At 67.2% G+C, this 21914-nt stretch carries 21 protein-coding genes; 12 read left to right on the plus strand and 9 right to left on the minus strand.

Annotation, left to right across the window (positions count from 1 at the left end):
* Positions 1-49: 49 nt before the first annotated feature.
* Complete coding sequence (locus tag GLS40_RS14475; RefSeq protein WP_235905942.1) at positions 50-667, plus strand: arylesterase; 618 nt, start codon at positions 50-52, stop codon at positions 665-667.
* A gap of 130 nt (positions 668-797) precedes the next feature.
* On the opposite strand, the gene GLS40_RS14480 is transcribed toward GLS40_RS14475, so the two are convergent.
* The 3 genes from GLS40_RS14480 to GLS40_RS14490 all read right to left on the minus strand — a co-directional run bounded on the left by GLS40_RS14480 (position 798) and on the right by GLS40_RS14490 (position 3283).
* Positions 798-1004 carry a cold-shock protein gene (locus tag GLS40_RS14480; RefSeq protein ID WP_160383458.1) on the minus strand — a complete coding sequence of 69 codons (207 nt, stop codon included), beginning with the start codon at positions 1002-1004 and terminating at the stop codon, positions 798-800.
* A 201-nt stretch (positions 1005-1205) separates the two neighbouring features.
* Positions 1206-2378, minus strand: a complete 1173-nt coding sequence (locus tag GLS40_RS14485) for a geranylgeranyl reductase family protein (protein WP_328598910.1) — start codon at positions 2376-2378, stop codon at positions 1206-1208.
* Positions 2375-3283 carry an alpha/beta fold hydrolase gene (locus GLS40_RS14490; RefSeq protein ID WP_160383459.1) on the minus strand — a complete coding sequence of 303 codons (909 nt, stop codon included), beginning with the start codon at positions 3281-3283 and terminating at the stop codon, positions 2375-2377. Before GLS40_RS14490 ends, GLS40_RS14485 begins: the two co-directional genes overlap by 4 nt.
* 143 nt (positions 3284-3426) lie before the next feature.
* Between GLS40_RS14490 and GLS40_RS14495 the strand changes: the two genes are divergently transcribed.
* Positions 3427-3870, plus strand: coding sequence for a thioredoxin domain-containing protein (locus GLS40_RS14495; protein WP_160383460.1), 444 nt, complete (start codon positions 3427-3429; stop codon positions 3868-3870).
* 89 nt (positions 3871-3959) lie between these two features.
* Here GLS40_RS14495 and GLS40_RS14500 read toward each other — a convergent pair whose 3' ends face one another.
* Positions 3960-4523, minus strand: a complete 564-nt coding sequence (locus tag GLS40_RS14500; protein WP_160383461.1) for a L,D-transpeptidase — start codon at positions 4521-4523, stop codon at positions 3960-3962.
* A gap of 326 nt (positions 4524-4849) precedes the next feature.
* Between GLS40_RS14500 and GLS40_RS14505 the strand changes: the two genes are divergently transcribed.
* Genes GLS40_RS14505 through GLS40_RS14535 form a run of 7 tightly spaced genes read left to right on the plus strand, consistent with a single transcriptional unit; the run spans position 4850 to position 11242 of the window.
* Positions 4850-6247, plus strand: coding sequence for an MmgE/PrpD family protein (locus GLS40_RS14505; protein WP_160383462.1), 1398 nt, complete (start codon positions 4850-4852; stop codon positions 6245-6247).
* Positions 6244-6741, plus strand: a complete 498-nt coding sequence (locus tag GLS40_RS14510; RefSeq protein WP_160383463.1) for a MaoC family dehydratase — start codon at positions 6244-6246, stop codon at positions 6739-6741. The genes GLS40_RS14505 and GLS40_RS14510 overlap by 4 nt, the downstream gene beginning before the upstream one ends.
* 14 nt (positions 6742-6755) lie before the next feature.
* The gene (locus GLS40_RS14515; RefSeq protein ID WP_160383464.1) at positions 6756-7988 is read left to right on the plus strand and encodes an acyl-CoA dehydrogenase family protein; all 1233 of its coding nucleotides are present in this window, start codon (positions 6756-6758) and stop codon (positions 7986-7988) included.
* Positions 7985-8464, plus strand: a complete 480-nt coding sequence (locus GLS40_RS14520; protein WP_160383465.1) for a MaoC family dehydratase — start codon at positions 7985-7987, stop codon at positions 8462-8464. The genes GLS40_RS14515 and GLS40_RS14520 overlap by 4 nt, the downstream gene beginning before the upstream one ends.
* Before the next feature lies 1 nt (position 8465).
* Positions 8466-9704 carry a CaiB/BaiF CoA transferase family protein gene (locus GLS40_RS14525; RefSeq protein ID WP_160383466.1) on the plus strand — a complete coding sequence of 413 codons (1239 nt, stop codon included), beginning with the start codon at positions 8466-8468 and terminating at the stop codon, positions 9702-9704.
* 10 nt (positions 9705-9714) lie between these two features.
* Positions 9715-10626, plus strand: coding sequence for an HpcH/HpaI aldolase/citrate lyase family protein (locus GLS40_RS14530; protein ID WP_160383467.1), 912 nt, complete (start codon positions 9715-9717; stop codon positions 10624-10626).
* 4 nt (positions 10627-10630) lie between these two features.
* Entirely contained in the window at positions 10631-11242 is a 612-nt protein-coding gene (locus GLS40_RS14535) for a hypothetical protein (RefSeq protein WP_160383468.1), read from the plus strand.
* A gap of 70 nt (positions 11243-11312) precedes the next feature.
* Here GLS40_RS14535 and GLS40_RS14540 read toward each other — a convergent pair whose 3' ends face one another.
* The 5 genes from GLS40_RS14540 to GLS40_RS14560 form a co-directional block, all read right to left on the minus strand.
* Complete coding sequence (locus tag GLS40_RS14540) at positions 11313-12176, minus strand: SDR family NAD(P)-dependent oxidoreductase (protein ID WP_160383469.1); 864 nt, start codon at positions 12174-12176, stop codon at positions 11313-11315.
* 81 nt (positions 12177-12257) lie between these two features.
* Positions 12258-13121: a MaoC/PaaZ C-terminal domain-containing protein gene (locus GLS40_RS14545; RefSeq protein WP_160383470.1), complete on the minus strand. Its 864-nt coding sequence runs from the start codon at positions 13119-13121 to the stop codon at positions 12258-12260.
* Between the two features lie 10 nt (positions 13122-13131).
* A complete protein-coding gene (locus GLS40_RS14550; RefSeq protein WP_160383471.1) occupies positions 13132-14265 on the minus strand; it encodes an acyl-CoA dehydrogenase family protein in 1134 nt (377 codons plus the stop codon).
* A 12-nt stretch (positions 14266-14277) separates the two neighbouring features.
* Complete coding sequence (locus GLS40_RS14555) at positions 14278-15465, minus strand: acyl-CoA dehydrogenase family protein (RefSeq protein WP_160383472.1); 1188 nt, start codon at positions 15463-15465, stop codon at positions 14278-14280.
* Between the two features lie 282 nt (positions 15466-15747).
* Positions 15748-16950, minus strand: coding sequence for an iron-containing alcohol dehydrogenase family protein (locus GLS40_RS14560; RefSeq protein ID WP_160383473.1), 1203 nt, complete (start codon positions 16948-16950; stop codon positions 15748-15750).
* 315 nt (positions 16951-17265) lie between these two features.
* Between GLS40_RS14560 and GLS40_RS14565 the strand changes: the two genes are divergently transcribed.
* The 3 genes from GLS40_RS14565 (at position 17266) to GLS40_RS14575 (ending at position 21769) form a co-directional block, all read left to right on the plus strand.
* Positions 17266-19317, plus strand: coding sequence for an ABC transporter substrate-binding protein (locus GLS40_RS14565; protein ID WP_160383474.1), 2052 nt, complete (start codon positions 17266-17268; stop codon positions 19315-19317).
* A gap of 108 nt (positions 19318-19425) precedes the next feature.
* Positions 19426-20436, plus strand: coding sequence for an ABC transporter permease (locus tag GLS40_RS14570; RefSeq protein ID WP_160383475.1), 1011 nt, complete (start codon positions 19426-19428; stop codon positions 20434-20436).
* 166 nt (positions 20437-20602) lie between these two features.
* Positions 20603-21769 carry an ABC transporter permease gene (locus GLS40_RS14575; RefSeq protein WP_160383537.1) on the plus strand — a complete coding sequence of 389 codons (1167 nt, stop codon included), beginning with the start codon at positions 20603-20605 and terminating at the stop codon, positions 21767-21769.
* The last annotated feature ends 145 nt before the right edge of the window (positions 21770-21914 follow it).

The following is a 21914-nucleotide window of genomic DNA, read 5'->3' on the forward strand; positions in this document are numbered from 1 at the left end:
GGTCCTGGGCTATGGTTCATATGGGGGGCGTGCCCTTGCCCGCAAGGCGATGGTGGCAATTCTCTGCATCGCCGCGCTGCCCGCGATGGCCGAAACCACGGTGCTGGCGCTTGGCGATTCGCTGACCCAGGGCTATGGGCTGAGGCAGGCGGACGGCTTCGTGCCGCAGCTCGAAGGCTGGCTGAAGGCGCAGGGCGAGGACGTGCGGGTGATCAACGGCGGCGTTTCGGGCGACACCACGCGGGGCGGGCGCGCCCGGGTGGACTGGTCGCTGACGCCCGAGGTCGACGCGATGATCGTGACGCTGGGTGGCAACGATATTCTGCGCGGGACCGACCCCAAGGCCACGCGCGAGAATCTGGATTACATCCTCGACGCCGCCGATGCCAAGGGTGTGCCGGTGCTGCTGATCGGGCTCTATGCCTCGCGCAATTACGGCGACAGTTTCAAGCAGGCCTTCGACGCGATCCACCCCGAACTGGCGCAGGAGCATGGCGCACTGTACGAGCCGAATTTCTTTCAGGGGCTGGCGGGGGATGACGGGGATCCCTCGGTCTATCGCCAGTGGATGCAGGCCGACGGCATCCACCCCAATGCCGAGGGGGTGAAGCGGATCGTCGCCCGGATCGGGCCGAGGGTCGAAGAGCTGATCGCCCGCGTCAAATAGCCCAACGCGCCACGCCCGGCAGAGGGTGCCGCCACGTGGACCGGCGCGCCGGTGGTCCCGCGCGGGGCCCGAAACGCAGACGGCCCCGGCATTGCCTGCCGGGGCCGTCCGTCATCGGGATGCGCCGATCTTAGTCGAGCGCCAGGTTCACCGCCGACTCGCGGCCGTCGCGGCCGGGCTGAATGTCGAAGGTGACCTTCTGGTTGTCGGCCAGGCCGGTCAGGCCCGAACGCTCGACAGCGGAAATGTGGACAAAAACGTCCTTGCTGCCGCCTTCGGGCGCGATGAAGCCGTAGCCTTTAGTCGTGTTGAACCATTTGACGGTGCCTTTGGCCATCGTCGTTACTCCTGTAATAACTGCCCGCGGGAGTGCGGCAGGTCGGCTCGTCAGTGCAGCATCGATTGACTGAGCCGAGGACGGAGCAGGTGGTCGAATGAGATAACTCGCGTCCCTTAATATGCCATTCTGCCTTACGTGGTGCAAGGGTCGGTCACCCGGATCCGGGGTTCCGAGCGGGAAAACCGCCACCATGCCGGGTCACGCGCCGCTGCGGTTCCCGGGGCGGATGCTGCGCCACAGAAAGGCCGGAAACCGCCACAGCGTGGCGCGGGCCATTTCGGGATATTCGATCTCGCCGGCCAGCAGCCGCAGGTAGAGATGGCGCAGCTGGCCCGACCGGCGGAAGGCCGCGACAAAGCTGCCGCGGAACGGGCGGGCAAAGATCATCAGCCGGATCGCCCGGGCCTGGCGCAGGGCGCGGTGCATCGGGCGCAGGCTGCGGCGATAACGGGCCAGGGCGGTTTCGGGACGCCCCTCGCGCAGGGCGGCGGCAGCGGCCAGGGCGGCCAGCTGGCCGCTTTTCATCGCATAGGCGATGCCCTCGCCGGTGATCGGATCGACCAGCCCGGCCGCGTCCCCGGCCAGCAGGGTGCGGCCCCGCCCCGGCACCCGGCGAAAGTCGCCGAAGGGCAGGAACTGCCCCTTGGCCTTCTGGTCGGGATCCTGCCCCAGCAGGGTCAGGTAGCTGCGCATCATCGCCTTCATGTCGGCGTTGCGCGCCAGCACGCCGCCAACCCCGATGGTCGAGCTGCAGGTCTTGGGGAAATGCCAGCCATAGCCCCAGTCCGCCGCGCCGAAGTCGATCCTGACGGGCGCCTCGGCATTGTCCGGGGCGGCGGGGGCCTCGACCTCCAGCCCGAAGCCGATGCGCCCCCGGTCGAAGGCCTGCCCGAACAGCGCGCGGGCCACCATGCTGTTGACCCCGTCCGCACCCAGCACCAGAGGGGCCGTCAACTCCGCACCGTCCTCCAGCACGACCTGCCCGGCCTCCGGGTCCAGCCGCGCCACGGGGCGTCCGGTGAAATCCGCCGCCCCGGCGGCCAGGGCGCGGGCGCAGATCTCGGTGTCCAGCACGCGGCGCATGGTCAGGTGCAGCGGCGGGATGCCGTCGATCCGGCCCAGATCGGTGCCGTGGGCGTGGAACGAGACCGAATGATGGGTCTCGATCTGCCCCGGTTCGGGCGGGGTGCCGAATATTTCGCAGAAATATTGGTGGCTGCGCCCGGTGAAGCCGCCTCCGCACAGCTTGTCGCGCGGAAAGGCATGGCGGTCGACCAGCGCCACGGTCAGACCGGCGCGCGCGGCGGTGAAGGCCGCGGCGCCACCCGCGGGCCCGGCGCCGATCACGATCAGATCGAACCGCGCCTTCACCCGCCCGGGCCCAGGCCGAAGAAGCCCCGGATCTCGTCGAACAGCCGGTCCTCGGTCACGTAGAGCAGGTGCCCCTCGTTGGGATAGACGCGGATGCCGTCGGCGGGGATGCGTCCGGCCAGCCGCTCGGTATCCTTCAGGGAAAAGACCGAATCCGTCGCCCCGTGAAACACCCCGATATGCGCCGCGCGCAGCTTGGGGTCGTCACGCGGCAGGGTCCAGGTCATCAGATCGCTGGTATGGGCCAGCGTCAGCTTCAGCCTGGGCGTGCCGAACCGGCCTTTCTGGCGCATGGCCAGTTCTTCGCTGCGGGCGGCCAGCTCCTTGTTCTCCAGGTGTTTGCGGCCATAGAGCAGGGTGCGGTAATTCTCCAGCCAGGTCTCGTCCAGCGTCTTGCCGTTGGACCGGCCCATGGCCTTGAGCACGTCGAAGAAGCCCTCGACCGAGGCCTTGACCGCCGCGGGGAACGGCCCTGCGGTCGACACCAGCGCGATGTCCACATCCGGGGTCTTCAGGCGGCGGGCGGCCTCCAGCGCGATCGGCCCGCCGGTGGAGAAGCCGATGAGGTAGACCTCACGCACCTCCATCTTGGTCAGCACCTCGGCGATCAGCTCTCCGGCCGCCTCGATATCGACGCGGTGGTCCAGCTTCATCCCGTCGAGGCCGGGAAAGCGATAGGCCATCACCGTGCTGTCGGGCACGTTCCAGTCCAGCACCGGCGCATACATGTTGACCGAGGCCATGGCCCCCGGGATCACCACGATGGCCTTGCCCACGCCCTTGTGCAGCTTGCCGTCATGCACGATGGGCATCACCTCGGCCTCCTGGGCCGTGGGCAAGGTCGAGCATCCGGCCAGCAGCGCGGCGCAGAGCGTCAGGAGAAGCGGGAGGGAACGTGACGGCATCGCCCAAGATATCCGACGGCCCGGCGGCAGCGTCAAGCCGCGCCCCGGCTGGCAGATGCCCCCGGTGTCGCGTGTTGAGCGGGGGCTTGCCGGCGGATCGTGATGAACATATGTCAAGACCTGAATGTGATGGAGGGTTCGGAATGGCGGGTATCAAGATGACCTGTCTCAACTGCGGACAGGCAAACCGGGTTCCACGCGACAGGCTTGGCTCGGGCCCGAAATGCGGCACCTGCGGTGGCGCGCTGGTGACCGGCAAGGTGGCCGAGCTGGACGCCGCGACCCTGGGCAAGGCGGCGCGGACGGACGAGCTGCCGCTGGTGGTGGATTACTGGGCGCCCTGGTGCGGCCCCTGCCGGGCGATGGCGCCGGAATTCCTCAAGGCTGCCGGGGGGTTGAAGGGTGTCGCGCGGCTGGCCAAGATCGACACCCAGGCCAACCCCTCGGTCAGCGGCGCAAACGGCATCCGGGGGATCCCGACGATGATCCTTTACGCCGGGGGGCGCGAAAGGGCGCGGACCTCGGGCGCGATGGGGCAGGCGGCCATCCTCGACTGGGTGAATAAGGCGATTGCCGGCCGGGCCTGACCCGGGCCGGACAGCGCAAACGAAAAGGGCCGCCCCGGGGCGGCCCTAAGTCGTGGATCGGCCAGTGTCGTGGATTGGCCGGGCCGGTGTCACAGGACGGTGACGCGGGTGCCCATCGGGACCATGTCGTACAGGTCGATCACGTTTTCGTTCAGCATGCGGAAGCAGCCCGAGGAGGCGGCGCGCCCGATGCTCGACGGCTCGATCGTGCCGTGGATGCGGATGTGGGTGTCCTTGTTGCCCTCGAACAGGTACAGCGCGCGGGCGCCCAGCGGGTTGCCGGGGCCGCCGGCCATCCGCTCTTCGTTGCCCTTGAAGCGGCCGTAATGGCCGGGGTCGCGCTCGATCATCTCGTCGGTCGGGCGCCAGGTGGGCCATTCGACCTTGCGCTTGATGACGGCGGTGCCCTTGTAGCCCAGGCCCGGCTTGGCCACGGCGATGCCGTAGCGCAGCGCCTTGCCCGGCGCGGTCACGTAGTACAGGAAATAGGCGCGCGGCAGGATCACGATCTCGCCCGGCTGGTAGGCCTTGCTGATGGTGACTTCCTGTTTGGCCAGGACATTGCGGCCGGCCTGCGCCAGCGCGGGGGCGGGCAGGGCGAGGGCCGCTGCCCCGGCAGCGGCGGAGGCGAGGAAAGTGCGGCGAGTGGTCATGGAATGGCAGCTCCGTTGGAATCGCTTGGATGTATCTCTGGCGAGAGAATACCGGAAAGAAACAGGAAATTATCCCGGTTCGTTCCCGGGGAAATGGCATTATGTGACCACAATGTCGCAATCCGGCGGCAATGTCACGCTCATGTGAAGGTTCGGCTTGGCCGGAACCGGGCCGCCACCCGCCGGATCCACCACGTATGCGATTTCTGGCGCCCGGGCACGGCAATTTCCCGGGCAAAATTGACGTGACGGTCAAAACACTGTTCCCTGAGTAAGTCCGGCGGCAAGACCATCCGCCGGGGCGAGACGTCAGGGAGGTTCGCCAGATGACTCATTCGGACATCCTGGCCGACAGGCCCCCGGCATCGCAGGTTCCGCCGCAGGCTCTGGGGGCCGCGATGGCCGCCTGGCTGGCGGATTTCGGCCCCGCGGGCATGAGCGGCGCGGCCGCGCTCTGGGCCCGTCACTGCCTGCTGGACTGGTGCGCCGTCACCGTCGCGGGCGCGACCGAACCGCTGTCGGCGATCCTGGCGGGAGAGTTCGGCCGCGATGACGGCCCCTGCACCCTGCCCGCGACGGGGCGGCGGGCCGCGCCGGTGGATGCCGCGCTGGTCAATGGCGCGATGAGCCATGCGCTCGATTTCGACGACGTGAACGCACATATGCACGGGCACCCCTCGGTCGCCGTGATCCCCGCCGTTCTGGCCGCCGCCGAAGAGGCGGGCGCCCCCGGCCCGCTGGTGCTGGCCGGGATCGTCGCGGGGCACGAAATCGCGGGCGCTCTTGGCGTGATGATGGGGGATGAGCATTACGACCACGGTTTTCACGCCACGGCGACCATCGGATCGGTCGCGGCGGCGGCGGGGGCGGGCGTGGTGCTGGGGCTGGACGCGCTGCAGATGGAACACGCGCTGTCGCTGGCGGGCACCCAGGCGGCGGGGCTGAAGTCGATGTTCGGCACGATGGCCAAACCGCTGCACGCGGGCAAGGCGGCGTCGAACGGGCTGCTGGCGGCGAAACTGGCCGGCGCCGGGTTCGAGGCCCGGCTGGGCGGGCTGGACTGCCCCCAGGGGTTCGGCCCCACGCTGTCGCCCGCTTTCCGGCCCGGGGCCTTTGCGCCCGACCCGGAGCATATGGAGGTGCAGAACACCCTCTTCAAATACCACGCCGCCTGCTACCTGACCCATTCGGTGATCGAATCGACCCGGGCTCTGGTGGCCGAACACGGGCTGGCGCCCGGTGACATCGCCGCGCTGACGATCCATATCCCGGCGGCCTCGTGCAAGGTCTGCGACATCCAGCGCCCCGAAACCGGGCTGGACGTGAAATTCTCGATCCGCCACCTGGCCGCGATGGCGGTGCTGGGGCGCGATACGGCGGATCTGGATACCTATTGCGAGGCGACGGCGGCGGATGCCGGGGTCTGGGCCTTCCGCGACAAGGTCGCGCTGGAGGGGCATCCAAGCGTCGACGGCCAGCGCCACGCGGCCTCGGTCGAGATGGTGACGATGGACGGGCGGGCGCTGCGCTATGCCACCAATGTCGGCATCCCCCTGGCCGACACCGCCCTGCAAGAGCGCAAGCTGACCGCCAAGGCCCGCGCCATCTGCACTGGCGCCATCGGGGCCGGGGCCACCGGGGCGATGATCGACGCGGCACTGGGGGTGGACGAGGCAGCGGATCTCTCGGCGCTGATGACCGCGATGGCGGGCCCGGCGCAATGAGTACGCATGACATCGTCGCCCGCCTGAAGCGCGACGCCAGATACCGTGCCCGGGGCAACCGATTTGCCGATTTCACCCCCGGCCAGACCTTTGCCCATCACTGGGGCCGCACGATCACCGAAGGCGACAACACGCTCTTCTGCGTGCTCACGATGCACTACAACCCCCGCTACACCAATGCGGAGGTGGCCCGGGCCGAAGGGCATCCCGCCACGCCGGTGAACCCGTTGCTGGTCTTCAACACCGTCTTCGGCCTGACGGTCGAGGACTGTTCCGAAGGGGGCGGGCCGTTCCTGGGCGTCGACGATCTGGTCTACGGCGTGCCGGTCTATCCCGGCGACACGCTCACCGCCGCCAGCGAAACCATCGACTGCCGCGAAAGCGGCAAGCGGCCCGAATTCGGCATCGTCACCTGGGCCACCCGCGGCGTGAACCAGCGCGGCGAGGAAGTCGTGCGCTTCCGCCGGACCAACCTTGTCAGAAAGGCACGCTGATCATGGACGGCGCAATGAACCAGTCGCAGGACGGCAAAGGCTATTTCACCGAGGAACGCATCATGATCCGCGACACCGCGCGCGCCTTCACGATGCGCGAGGTGCTGCCCGTGGCCAATGCGCTCGACGGGCCGGACGGCGAGATCCCGATGGATCTGCGCCAGAAGATGGCCGACATGGGCTATTTCGGCATCACCATCCCCGAGGAATACGGCGGGCTGGGGCTGGGCGCCTTTGAATACTGCCTGGTGGCCGAGCAGCTGGCGCGGGGCTGGATGTCCGTCGCCTCGCTGATGGCGCGCGGGCAGGGCGGCATGATCAAGCGGGTCATGACCGAAGAGCAGAAGCGCGCATACCTGCCCCGTGTGGTGCGGGGCGAATTCCTCAACGCCTCGTCGCTGAGCGAGCCGGGGACGGGCTCCGACCTCGCCTCGATTTCCTGCCGCGCGGTGCGGGACGGGGACGACTGGGTGATCACCGGCAACAAGTACTGGTGCACCTTTGCCGACGGGTCGGATTTCATGACCGTCTTTGCCCGGACGGCTCCGCCGCCCTCGGCCGCGAAACGGTGGATGGGGATTTCCTGCTTCATGATCGAAAAGCCGCGCGGCACCCTGCCCAAGGGCGTGTCCGGCGCAAAGATCCCCAAGATCGGCTATTTCGGCTGGAACACGCTTGAGCTGTCCTTCGACGGCTGCCGGGTGCCTGCCTCGGCCCTGGTGGGCGAGGAGGGCATGGCCTTCCGCATCATGGCGCGCGGGCTGGAAACCGCCCGGGCCCATACCGCCGCGCGGGGCATCGGTCTGGCGCAGGGCGCGCTGGAGGATGCCACCGCCTATGCGCAGGAGCGGATGCAGTTCGGCCGCCCGATCGCCGAATTCCAGGCGATCCGGTTCAAGCTGGCGACAATGGCGACCGAGGTCGAGGCCGCGCGGCAGCTGCTCTACCACGTCTGCAACGAGATCGACCAGGGACGGCGCTGCGACAAGGAGGCGTCGATGGCGAAATATTTCGCCACCGAGATGGCCGAGAGGGTCACATCCGAGGCGCTGCAGATCCTCGGCGGGGCGGGCTACACCACCCTGCACGCGGTGGAACGCTACTGGCGCGATGCCCGGCTGACCAAGATCTTCGAGGGCACCAGCGAGATCCAACAGCGCATCATCTCGGACCAGATGCTGGGCAAGTCCGAAGTGGACAAATGGATCACCGACACGGCCTTTGAAAAGGCATGGGGTCAGAAATGACCGATTTGTCCAAGCTGACCTCGCCCGACGGGTATTTCGAGGATTTCGCCGAGGGCGAGCTGATCCGCCACGCCCGGGGCAAGACGGTGACCGAGATGGACAATGTGCTGATCACCAACATGGTGATGAACACGGCCGAGGGGCATTTCAACGCCCACCGGATGCAGGGCGGGCAGGGGCACGGCGTGTTCACCGACCGCGTGGTGTTCGGCGGCATCAACCTGAGCATGGTCATCGGCCTGGCCGCGCAGGACACCGGCGAACAGGCGGTGGCCGAGCTGGGGATGACCGGCATCCGCCTGTCGCATCCGGTCTATCACGGCGACACGCTCTACGCCTTTTCCGAGGTGATCGCCAAGGAGGACGGCGCGGACCCGGCCACCGGCATCGTCACCTTCCGCCACTACGGCATCAACCAGGACGACAAGCTTTGCGTGACCGCCGACCGGCGCGTCGCGCTGCGGCGCCGGGGCTGAGATGGCACCGGCGCAGTTCCCCGGGGCGCTGTCGGGCGTGGTGGTGCTGGACCTGACGATGATGTTGGCCGGGCCCTTTGCTTCGATGATGCTGGCGGATCAGGGGGCGACGGTGATCAAGATCGAACCCGTTGGCGGGGACAACACCCGCCGCATCGGCCCGCATCTGGAGGACGAGCTGCCCCGCGATCAGGGCGGCTATGGCGCCTATTTCGGGTCCATCAACCGCAACAAGCGCTCGATCTGCATCGACTTCAAATCGGCCGAGGGGCGGGCGCTGTTCCATGAGCTGGTGGCCCAGGCCGATGCGGTGATCGAGAACTATCGCGGCGGTGTGGCCGAACGGCTGGGCAACGATTACGAGACGCTGGCCCGCGTGAACCCGGCGCTGGTCTATGTCAGCGTCCGCGGCTTTGGCGACAGGCGGGGCGGGGCCTCGCCCTACGGTCACTGGCCGGCCTATGACCCGGTGGCGCAGGCCATGGGCGGTATCGTCGGCATCACCGGGCCCGAGGCGGGCGGCACGCCCACCAAGATCGGCCCCGGCGTGGGCGACATCATCCCGGCGATGTACGCGGCCTTCGGCCTGGTCTCGGCGCTGCTGCATGCGCGGGCAAGCGGGCAGGGGCAGTATGTCGACATCGGCATGGTCGACAGCATCATGGCCACCTGCGAACGCGCGATCTTTCAGCGCGGCATGACGGGCGAAAATCCGGGGGTGGAGGGCAATCATCACCCGTTGCTCTGCCCCTTCGGTTTTTTCCGGGCGGCGGATGGCTGGGTCAGCCTGGCCGTCCCGAACGAGAAATTCTGGGCCATCCTGACCAAGCTGATCGGCCGTCCCGAGCTGGCGACGGATCCGCGCATCGGGCAGAACGACCAGCGGTTGCAGCACCGGGACGAGGTGGTGCGGCTGGTCGAGGATTTCACCCTGCCGCGCACGCGGGCCGAACTGGCCGGGATCCTTGGCGGGCAGGTCCCCTTTGGCCCCGTCTACCGCGCCGACGACCAGTTCGCCGACCCGCATTTCGCCGCCCGGGACATGCTGGCCCAGGTGCGCCACCCGGGGACAGAGCGTGACGTCACCATCGCCAACACCCCCGTCAAGATGACCGGCACCCCCGGCGGCGTGCGCGCCCGCGCGCCCCTGACGGGCGAGCATACCGACACCATCCTGACCGAATTCGGCATCGGCCCCGAGAGGATCGCGCAGCTGCGCGCCTCGGGCGCCGTGGACTAGAGGAGAGACCATGACCCAGAGACCCAAACGCCTGCGCCGCTGCCAGCTTTCGGTGCCCGGATCGAGCGAGAAGATGATGACCAAGGCCGCCGGGCTGGACGTCGATTACATCTTCCTCGACCTGGAAGACGCCGTCGCCCCGCAGGAAAAGCGCCCCGCACGGAAAAAGATCGTGGAGGCGCTGAACACCCTCGATTTCGGCCGCTCCGTGCGCTGCGTCAGGATCAACGACCTGACCACGGAATACGCGGCCGAGGACATCATCGAGGTGATGGAGGGCGCGGGCGAGAACCTGGACCTGATCATGCTGACCAAGGCGCTTGGCCCCGACGACATCACCTTTTGCGACAAGCTGATGACCCAGATGGAGAAGAAGCTGAAGCTGAAGAAGCGCATCGGGCTGGAAACCCTCATCGAAGAGGTCGAGGCGATGCAGAAGGTCGACGAGATCGCCTGCGCGTCGGACCGGCTGGAGGCGCTGATCTTCGGTATGGGCGACTATTCCGCAAGCCAGGGCGTCAGCACCAAGGATATCGGCGGCGACAGCGGCTATCCCGGCGACATCTGGCATTACCAGCGCCAGAAGATGACCATTGCCGCCCGGGTGAACCGGATCGACGCGGTGGACGGGCCCTTTGCCAATTTCAGCGATCCCGACACGTTCCGCGAGGAATGCCGCCGCGCGATGATCCTGGGCATGGTCGGCAAATGGGCGATCCACCCCAGCCAGGTCGAGATCGCGCAAGAGGTGTTCTCTCCCAAGCCCGAGGACGTGGACCGCGCCCGCCGGATGAAGTCGGCCTATGACGCCGCGCTGGCCGCGGGGCAGGGGTCCGTCCAGTTCGAGGGGCGGATGATCGACATCGCGTCGATCCGCATCGTCGACCGGGTGCTGGACCAGGCCAACATGATCGGGATGTGACGGGATGATGGATTACATCGTGCTGCCCGGCGGTTTCTCGGGGTTCGAGGGGGTCCGCGATGCGGCGCTCGACCCGGGAACCTACCCGGCGGGTGTCTCGCTTGCAGCGGCGTTCCGGCCCCATATCGGGCGCAGCCTGAACACCGTCACCGTCACGGCCTTTGGCGACGACACGGCCGCGCTCGACAGGCTGCGCGACCGGCTGCTTGCCACGCCGGGGGTGTCGGGGGCGACAGCGGACCGCCTGACCCCGGTGGCCGAGCGGAACCTGCCGCTGATCGCGGCGGACGCGGCGCTTTACACCAACCGCTGGTTCCACTGCCGCAGCGATCTGGAAGCGGCCTTCGAGGATGACAGCCTGATGTCCTGGGACACATGGGAGGCGGACAACGGCGTGCATGCCGTGGGCCTGTGGAAGAAGCCGCCCGAGAACGGGGTGACGAGCTATTTCCTGATCGCCCGCTATGCCAGCATGGGGGCCTGGGCCAATTCGCGATTCACCACCCGCGAGGGCGAGGCCCGGCCCGACTGGGCCATCCGCTTCGCCCGGCGGCGGACCTACCTGGTGGATACCGAGGTGATCACGACCAACTGCATCGGCCGCCCGGTCGGCTGAGCAGGGCAGGGGCCGAACGCAAACGCGCCGGTCGGGGGACCGGCGCGCTTTTGTTGTCCCGTCAGGCGGTTCAGGCGTCGGGGAAAAAGACCTCGTCGTAATGGTCCGCGATTTCCTGCGCGGTATAGGCATGGGTCGGCTCCCAGCCCTTGGAGCGCATCACCTTCAGCTCGGCCACGCCCTGGCGGGCGACATGCATGAACTTGCCGGTCTGGTCGCCGCTGAGGTCCGAACACATGTAAAGCATCGCCTGCGCGATGGTGTCGGGCTGGCCGGTCACGGGGAATTCGTCCCCCTTTTCCGCCAGCTCGCGATAGCGCGGCAGATCCGAGGTCATGCGGGTCAGCGCGCCGGGCGACATGCCCCAGACCCGGATCCCGTATTTGCGCCCTTCGATGGCCAGGTTGCGGGTCAGCCCCGCGATCCCGGCCTTGGCCGCGCCATAGTTGGTCTGCCCGAAATTGCCCATCAGGCCCGAGGTCGAGGTGGTGTTCACCACGATGCCGCCGCCGTTGTCGCGCATCCACTGCCAGACCGGCTTGGTGCAGCAATAGGTGCCCTTCAGATGGACCTTCAGCACCAGATCCCAGTTCGCTTCGGTCCCCTTGTGAAAGGTCTCGTCGCGCAGGATGCCGGCGTTGTTGATCAGGATGTCGACCTTGCCCCATTGCGCGATGCACTGGTCGAAAATCGCCTGTCCCCCATCCATGGTCGAGACGTCGTTGCCGTTGGCCACGGCTTCGCCGCCCGCAGCGACGATGTCGTTCACGACCTCTTGCGCCGGGCCGATGCTGCCGCCGGACCCGTCACGCGCCCCGCCCAGGTCGTTGACCAGCACCTTGCAGCCCTCGGCCCCGAAAAGCCGCGCGTAGGCGGCGCCGAGCCCGTTGCCCGCGCCGGTGATGATGGCAACCTTGCCGTCCAGTAGTCCCATGGTTCCTCCTCAGGGGTATCAAACGGGCGGAGACGCCGCCCTGTGCCCCGCTGCCTTGGCAGGGGGCGGATCGTGCGGGCCCTAGCCCAGTTCTGTCAGCCCGTGCTTGACCACGGTCACGCCGCGCGCCTTGACATGGGCTTCGAAGCTGATGGTATCGCCGTCCTTCCACATGTCGACCGTGATCGTTTCGCCTGGAAAGACCGGGGCGCGGAACTGTGCGGCATGGCGGCGAAAGGCGTTGGGGTCCCAGTCGGCAAAGGTCGACAGCACGGCGCGGCAGGTGATCCCGTAGGTGCACATGCCATGCAGGATCGGCCGGTCGAACCCCGCCTTGCGGGCGAATTCCGGGTCGGAGTGCAGCGGGTTGCGGTCGCCCGACAGCCGGAAGACCAGCGCCTGATCGTCCCGCGTGGGAATGTCGACCGTCAGATCCGCCGCGCGGTCGGGCACCGGGTGCGGATCGGGCGCGCCCTCGGTCGGGCCGCCGAAATGGCCGTCGCCCCGGGCAAAGGTCATGCCGCGCAGGGTGCAGACCGGCTCGCCGCTTGCGTCCCGCACCACCGTTTCGCGCTGGACGATGGCGCCCTTGTCGCCCTTGTCCCAGGCGCCGATATAGCTGGCGTCGGCGGTCAGCCTGGCCGCAACCGGCAGGGGCTTGTGAAAGGTGATGTCGCGCGCGGCATCCACCACCTTGACCCGGTCCAGCGGGATCGAGGGCGGCCGCGCCGCATAGCCGAAGACCGAGGCAAAGGTCGGCACCACCTTCAGCGGAACCTCGCGCGGGGTGATCCAGCCCTCGTTGACAAAGGCCAGCTCGCTGTCCTCCAGCGGGTCGGTGCCCATGCCGATGCCAAGGGCGTAAAGCATGACCTCGCGGTCGGAATAGGCGCAGTCGATGGCCTCGGCCTTCATCGACAGCAGGTCGGGATAGGGAACGCCCATGATCGTGTCCTCAGTAGCCGCGCATCCGGGCCCAACGTTCGCAGTGCTGGGCCGCGTTGCCGAAGGTCATTTCCAGCAGGCGCGAGCGCTTGATGTAGAACCCGGCATCGTACTGGTCGGTCATGCCGATGCCGCCGTGCAGCTGGATCATCTGGCGGGTCATCTTGTTGGCGAAATCGCTGGCCATCGCCTTGGCCAGGATCGCGGCCTCTTCGGCCCCGTCGCCGCCCGCGTCGATCTCGCGCACCGCATGTTCCACCGCCGAGCGGACCAGCTGCATCTCCATGAACAGATCCGCCATGCGGTGCTGCAGCGCCTGGAACTGGGCCAGGATCGTGTTGAACTGCACCCGCGTCTTCAGATAGGCGAGCGTGGTGTCAAAGGCCTGCTGGCACATCCCCAGCATTTCGGCCGCAAGGCCCACGCGGGCCACGTCGAGCACCTTTTCCAGCGGGGCATGGGCGCCGCCGACCTCGCCCAGAACGGCATCCGGGCCGACCTGCACGCCGCTGAAGGTGACCTTGGCATGGCCCCGGCGATCCACCGTCGCCAGCCCGTGCCGTTCGATCCCCGCGGCGTCCGTGGGCACGATCAGCAGGGTCAGCCCCGCGCTATGGCCCGGCGCGCCCGAGGTCCGCGCCAGCACCAGCATCGCATCGGCATCCATGCCGTCGATCACCATCGTCTTGGTGCCGTTCAGCACATAGCCGCTGCCCGAGGCCTCGGCCGTGAGCGCGGTCCTTGCGGTGTCGTGGCGGTTGCCCTCGTCCACCGCCAGGGTGACGATGGCCGATCCGTCGGCGATCCGGGGCAGCCATTCGCCCTGCTGCGCGGCGCTGCCCATCTGGCGGAACGCCGTGGCGGCCACCAGGCCCGAGATGAACAGCGGCGAGGCCACCAGCTGCTTGCCCATCTCCTCCAGCACCAGGCCCATGCCGGTCAGACCGAAATCCGACCCGCCGTGTTCCTCGGGCACGACAATGCCGGCCCAGCCCATTTCGGCGATCTCTTTCCACAGGGCGGGGTCCATCGTGCCCGCGCCGGAATCCCGCAGCTTGCGGAAGGCGCTCACCGGCGCGCGGTCGGTGACCCAGTCCTGCGCGCCATCGCGCAGCATCGTCTGTTCTTCGGTCAGTACAGCCATCGGTCGCGTCCCTTACTGGTGGTCCAGCATCCCGAGGATGCGCTTGGAGATGATGTTGGCCTGCACCTCGTAGGTGCCGCCGTAGATCGAATGGGCCTTGTTCTGCAGCATCTGTTTCATGCTGTCCTTTTCGGTCTGGGTGTAGTCGTCGCCATCCCAGCCGATCCCCTGAAAGCCCATGATCTCGGTCAGCATCTCGCCCCGGGTCTGCAGCGCGTGGCTGGCGGCGTTCTTGAGGACCGAGGTCGCCTCGGACGGGCCGGTCTTGGCCTCGTCGGCCACCCGGGCGACGGTCAGCCGGTGGGCGCGTTCCCACATCTGGTGACGCACGATGCGCGCGCGCAGATCCAGATCCGCGATGCGGCCCTCGGCATCGGTGCCGATGTACTCCCGGGCCACCTCGTCCAGCGGGCGCAGCTCGCCCACGGTCATCCGGCGGGCGCCGATGCCCTCGCGTTCGAACTGCATCAGGCGCTTGGCGATGGTCCAGCCTTCGCGCAGCCCGCCGACGAGGTTCTCCTTGGGGACCTTCACATCGGTAAAGAACACCTCGGCAAAGCTCTGCTTGCCCGAGATCAGCGTGATCGGCCGCACCTCGACACCGGGCGACTTCATGTCGATCAGCAGGAACGAGATGCCCTCGTGCTTGTGGCTGGTGTCGGTGCGCACAAGGCAGAAACACCAATGCGCGTGCATCGAACCCGAGGTCCAGATCTTCTGGCCGTTCACCAGGAAGTTGTCCCCGATATCCTCGGCCCGGGTCTTGAGGCTGGCAAGGTCGGACCCCGCGCCCGGTTCGGAATAGCCCTGGCACCAGATGGTTTCGCCCCGGCAGATCGGGGGGATATGGCGCTGCTTCTGCTCGGCGGTGCCGTATTCCAGCAGGGTGGGGCCGAACATCGACACCGCGATGCCGGTCAGCGGGATGAAACCGCCGATCTTTTCCAGCTCGTCCCGCAGGATCAGGGTCTGCTGCCGGGTCAGCCCGCCGCCGCCATATTCGGTCGGCCAGGTGGGCGTGCCCCAGCCCTTGCTGCACATGGCCTTGCGCCAGGCGGCCCAGTCCTCGCCCTCGGGGTAGCGCGGGGCGATGTCGAAATACTCGTCACCCCGGTGGGCGAGGCTCTTGGGGAAATTCTTGTCGAGCCATTCGCGCGCCTCGGCGCGGAAGGCCGAGAGTTGGCTGTCCTGGACATTCATGGTGCGGTCGACCTCCCTGATCGCGGGCGACGGCCGGGCCGGCGGGTCTCGGGGCCTCCGCCATCGGCCAGGGGTCGCCTAATTTGGTATACCATTTCACGATGCGCCAATTGGCACAGCGCGGCAACGGCCTTGGGTCAGATTAAGCTGGGGCGGGGCAAATGCCGCGCCAAAGCGTGCTGGTCGCATGTATGTGGCGAGGTTCGCTCCGATCCTGCAGCACCGGCGCGGCGCGGGGATCCCCGTGCCGGCATGACCTGTCGCCGCATCGATTCGCGCGGCCTACCAGCAGCCGGCAAGCACCTCGGCCAGCAGGTCGCGTTCGCGGCGGAATTCGCGCCTGGGGTCGGAGTTGTAGTTCTGCATCGCCGCCTCCAGCACCGGGCCGGCGCTGTCCTGGGGGATCCCGAGCTGCGTCAGGTTCACCGGAAGGCCCATCGAGACGAAGTCACGCTCCAGCTGATCCGCCAACGCGGCAGAGGGCACCATGCCGGGAATGCCGAGCGCCGTTGCAATGGCCGCCACGCTGTCCTCGTCGCGGTGGCCGAGGCGGCGCAGCACGCCGCAGGTCAGCGCGGCGGTGGTGGCCCCCTGCGCGACTTCGGCATGGCGGTGGAAGATCCCGATGGCAAAGGCATAGGTCACCCGGGAGGCCCAGGTGTTCACCAGCTTCCCGCCCCGGTCGGCATCCTGGTTCTGCAGCCAGGTCGCCAGGCACAGGTCGGCGCGCAGCCTGTCGCTGTCTTCGTCCCGGGCCAGCGCATCGCGGACCTGTGTGGCCAGCGACAGCACCTCGCGCCGGTTCGCGTCGACCAGCACCGGGGCGCTGCTGTAGCCCATGTTCATCACCGACCGCCACCACAGCATCCCCGATGTCGCGCGCACCATCGACAAGGGCGCGGTGGCCAGCGCGGCCCGGTCCCAGAACAGCGCGGTCGGGCGGGTCTTGGGATCGAAGTATTCCAGCCGGTGCCCCTGCTTGCCGCCCTTGACCGGAGAGCCGCCCCAGTTCTGCGCAGTGGTGCCGATGGTCGGCACGTTGAAGATCGGCATCTTCGGCGCGTTCAGCCGGGGCGAGATCGCGGGCGCGTCCTCGGGGTACTGGGTCGCCAGGCTTTCCGGCGTGCCGTCCTCGGCCAGGTAGATCGCCACCACGCGGGCCGCCTGGATCACGCTGCCGCCGCCGACCGCGATCAGCAGGTCGGCCCCGGCATCGCGTGCGGCCTCGGTCGCGGCCAGCACGTCGGGCAGGGGGGTGTCCTTGCCGATCCGGTCGAACACGCCTGCCAGCCGGTCGCCCGCCTGGGCGCGGATGCGGTCCAGCAGGTCGGTCGTGCCGGCCACCGACCGCCCGCAGAGCACGAAGGCCCGCTGTGCGCCCGTCCGCGCGATTTCGGCCCCGAGCGCGTCCAGCGCGCCCTCGCCCGAATGGATGCGGCACGGCCTGATGACGGCGCTGAAATCGTGGCTCGTTTCGACTGTCATTGACCCCTCCGAGTTCTGTCGGTCCCTGTCGCCGGCAGGCTAGCCGCCGGTGCGGGACGGTGCCATGCCGCCCGGGTTCTTCGCATGGTTGCAGCGGCATGCCGGACCCCGGGAACGGGGACAGGACGCATGGAAGCCGGTGCCCAGAATTTCCACCACCGGGCGGTGGCGCGGGTCCGTGCCGTTCGGAATCCTTGACTGGCCGCTCAACCAGCGGCCAACATTCGGTTCGGGGTGTTCGACAGAAGTGATTTTAACAAAACGATACAAGTGCCGCGTAAATCGGCCTGCATCCAACAGGAACGGAGCAATCCTATGACCAGACACACCAGAACGCTGCTGCTTTCGACAGCCGCCACCTGCCTGATGGCGGGCATGGCCGCTGCCGAATGCCCTTCGATCACGCAGACCGACATGGGCGGCGTGGCCTCCGGGGCCTATCCGCAACAATATGACCTGAGCGAATTCGAAGCGGCCGCCGGCTGCGAGATGACCTTTGCCGAAAACCCCGAGATCGCCGCGCTGAACGGCGAGATCAAGGGCAACCCGGAAAGCCTGCCCCCGGTGGCCGAGCGCCTGCCCGCCGAGCCGCTGGTTGTCGTGCCCTATGACGCGATCGGCCAGTACGGCGGCACGCTGCGCGCCCTGTCCAACGCGACCGAGGCCGGGACATCGGATTTCCTTTCGGTGCGTCACGTGAACCTGGTGCGCTATGCCGACGACCTGCAGACCATCGTGCCGAACGTGGCCAAGTCGTGGGAATGGAACGACGATTTCACCAAGCTGACCTTCAAGCTGCGCAAGGGCCACAAATGGTCGGATGGCGAACCCTTCACCTCGGCCGACGTGAAGTTCTACTATGATATCTCGCTCGACCCCGAGATTTATGAAAAGCCCAAGGATTACAACCTTGTGGCGGGCGAGCCGATGACGGTGGAAACGCCCGACGACGAGACCGTGATCTTCAACCTGCCCTCGCCCAAGCCGGGCCTGCTGGCCCATTTCGCGACCTCCTACGCGCAGGCCTTCCTGCCCAAGCATTTCCTGGGCATGTACTACGCCAAGGAAAACCCCGAGGCTGACAAGCTGGCCGCCGATTGCGGCTTCGACAACGGCCTGGCGGTGATCGCGGCCTATTACGGCAACTCGGACTGGACCGACACGCCGACGCCGATGCTCAACAGCCCCGACGAGGTCGGCTGCCTGCCCAAGGCGACCTATCCGACGCTGGAAAGCCACCTCTACATCACCGACACGACCGAGGGGCGCAAGCTGGTCGCCAACCCCTATTTCTTCATGGTCGACACGGCGGGCAACCAGCTGCCCTACATCTCGCGCCAGGACGAGCTCTACGCCAATGACAACGAGGTGCGCATCCTCAAGCTGGTGAACGGCGAGGCCGACTACAAGTCGCAGTCGCTGACCCTGGGCGCCGCGCCGATCCTGCTGGAAAACCAGGAAAAGGGCGATTTCACCGTCCAGCTGGCGCCGACCATCGCGATGCCGATCTTCTCGTTCAACGTCACCGCCGAGGACATGAACAAGCGCGCCGTCTTCGGCGACCTGAAGTTCCGCGAGGCCATGTCCATCGCCATCAACCGGGACGAGCTGAACGAGGTCGCCTTCTTCGGCCAGGGCGAGCCCAAGCAATACATCGGCTTCTCGCCCACCCCCGGCTTCGTCGAGGAGGGTCTGGACAAGTACAAGACCGCATACGACCCCGAAGCCGCCAAGGCCCTGCTGGATGAAATCGGCATGGTCGACACCGACGGCGACGGCTTCCGCGAACTGCCCTCGGGCGACAAGATCGTGCTGAACATGCAGTTCTCCACCCAGGGTCTGGGCGGCGAGGTCGTGGAACTGGTCGGCCAGTACTGGTCCGATGTGGGCGTGCAGACCACGGTGAAAGAGGTGACGCCCGACGAATACCGCTCGGCCCAGTCCTCCAACCAGCTCGACGTGGGCATGTGGGAACAGGGTCAGCCGGTGCCGATCGTGATGGGCGTGAACCTGCTGTTCCAGCCGCCCTTCGGCGATTACTTCAGCCACCGGACCGCGATGCTCTGGGCGGAATACAACGACACCAACGGTGCCTCGGGTGTCCAGCCGCCGGAATGGGTCAACCAGATGGCCGCCGACACGGCCTCGTTCCAGGGCGCGATGCCCGGGTCCGAAGAGCAGGGCGAATACGGCAACAAGATCGCCAAGGCTATGGCCGAGCATCTGCTGTTCATCGGCACCGTCCAGGCGCCCAACGTGATCTACCACCGCAATGCGCTGAAGAACTTCACCGAGTTCAAGACGCAGAGCTACGAGTACTACCGCACGTTCCCGTACCTGCCCGCGCAGTGGTACCTCTCGGAATAAGGCCGGGCCCGCGGGTCCGAGCGTGACATCGGCACGGGCGGCACCTCCGCCGCCCGTGCCCCAGGGCCCGCCCCGCCAGAGGGCAAGCAGAGGCCGACAGGGGACACCATGCTGAACTTCCTCAGATTCGCCGCGCTGCGCGCCTCGATGGCGCTGTTCACCCTGCTGCTGGTCTCCTTCATCGTCTTCTCGCTGATGGAGCTGGTGCCCGGCACCTGCGCGGAACGTTATCTCGCCTTCAAGAACACCCAGGGCCAGCGCATCTCGGTCGCCGATATCGAGGCCGAAGAGAAACGCCTCGGTCTCGACCGGCCCTTCGTGGTCCGCTGGGGTTCCTGGGTCGGCAATGTCTTCCTCAAGGGCGAATTCGGCGACAGCTGCATCCTGCGCGTGAACATCAACCGCCTGCTCGGCGACAAGTTCGCGATCTCCGCCGCCATCTGCCTCGCCTCGCTGATCCTGGCCTATCTCATCGCGATACCGGTGGGGATCCTGTCCGCCTCATCGAATTCGGAACTCCTGAACGGCTCCCTCCGCTTCGTCAGCTACCTCGGCCTCGCCATGCCGAACTTCCTGCTGGCGCTGATGATCATGCTGATATCCACGGTCTTCTGGGGGGACTCGATGACCGGGCTCTTCTCGTCGGCCTATCGCGACGCGCCGTGGAGCTTCGCCAAGCTGCTCGACTTCCTGTCGCGCGCCTGGCTGCCGGTCTTCATCCTCGGCTGGTCCGCCACCGCCTTTGCCCTGCAGACCGTGCGCGCCCTGATGCTGGACGAGAACGGCAAGCTCTATGTCACAGCCGCCCGCGCCCGGGGCCTCTACGGCCGCCGGCTGCTCTGGCGCTATCCGGCCCGCCATGCGCTCGGGCCCATCATCAACTCGCTGGGCTTCGACCTGAACCGGATCTTCAACGAACTGCCCATCGTGGCCCTGATCCTCACCCTGACCGAAGCCGGCTCCCTCCTGCTCGAATCGCTGGCCCGCTCCAACGACCAGCAGCTTGCCGGCGCCATCATCTTCCTGCTCACCGCCACCATCGTCGGGCTGAACTTCATCACCGATATCGCGCTCGCCCTGATCGACCCGCGCGTGCGCAAATCCGTGGTGGGCGCATGAGCCGGACCCCGCACCACGCCCGCCCCTTCCTCTTGCCGGAAATATGCTCGGGGGGTGAATTGCACCGCAGGTGCAAGAGGGGGGCAGACAGCCCCCCTCTCCCCGGCCGTGGCGCCCGCGGCGCCCGGCCCCATGTTGCCCCGCACCCGGAGGCCCGCCCATGACCATGGACAGCCAGACCACCGGCCCCGACGTCGCCATCGTCGAGACCGAGGACGCCGTCGAGCGCCGCGCGCGCGAGGCCTATTTCACCGCCTCCCAGCGACAGCTCATCTGGGCCCGCTTCAGGAAGAACCGCTCGGCCATGATCGCGGGCATGATCCTCGCCCTGCTGGTGATGATGGGCGTCTTCGCCCCGTTCCTGTCGCCGCACGATCCCACCATCGCGGGCCGCGACAAGGACTACACCAACGGCGCGCCCCAGATCCCGCGCTTCTGCGACGACAACGGCTGCTCGCTGCGCCCCTTCATCTACGGGGTGAAGCGCGAGCGCTCCATCGCCACCAACTTCCGATGGGTGACGACCATCGACACCGATGAACGCCGCTACCTGCAGTTCTTCACCAAGGGCTGGACCTACGATGTCGGCCCCTTCACCTTCGACACCCACCTCTTCGGCGTGGACAAGGGGTTCATCCACCTCTTCGGCACCGACGACACCGGCAAGGACATCTTCTCGCGCACGCTGCATGCGATCTACACCTCGCTGGCGGTCGGCACGCTGGGGGTTCTGATCTCCTTTGTCCTGTCCCTGATCATCGGGGGGGTGGCCGGCTATTTCGGCGGCATGATCGACGGGGTGATCCAGATGGTCACCGATGCGATCCGGACGGTGCCGATCATTCCGCTCTTCATGGCCATTGCGGCCTTCATCCCGCAGGAATGGTCCTCCGAGATGCGGTTCTTCTTCATCTCGATCATCATCGGCTTCATCAACTGGCCCACCCTGGCGCGAAGGGTCCGCACCCACCTGCTGGTCGAGCGGAACCAGGAATACGTGCTGGCCGCGCAGCTGCAGGGCGCGCCGGCAGGGCATATCATCCGCAAGCACCTGCTGCCCTCGTTCACCTCCTATATCATCGTCGATCTGGTGATCTCCTTTCCCTATATCGTGCTGTCGGAAACCGCGCTGTCCTTCATCGGGCTGGGGCTCAAGGATCCGGTGAACTCGCTGGGGGTGATGCTGCAGAACACGACCTCGGCGGATGTGCTGCTGAACTACCAGTGGTATTTCATCCCGGTGCTGTTCTTCATCGCGCTGGTGATGGCCTTCGTCTATGTCGGGGACGGCCTGCGCGACGCAGCGGACCCTTACGCGGGGACGCGGAAATGAGCGTGTTCAAGACGTCGGAACCGCAGAGCAGAGGGCCGCGCCCCACCCTGGCTGGGCGCTTCGACCGGGTCGAGCTTCAGCGGTTTGTCTCGAAAGCTTCGGACTACGGTCCTGCCGCGAATGACATCGCCAAAGCGCCCTCCCG

This window comes from Pseudooceanicola pacificus, from assembly GCF_009789075.1.
Taxonomy (GTDB): Bacteria; Pseudomonadota; Alphaproteobacteria; order Rhodobacterales; family Rhodobacteraceae; genus Pseudooceanicola; species Pseudooceanicola pacificus.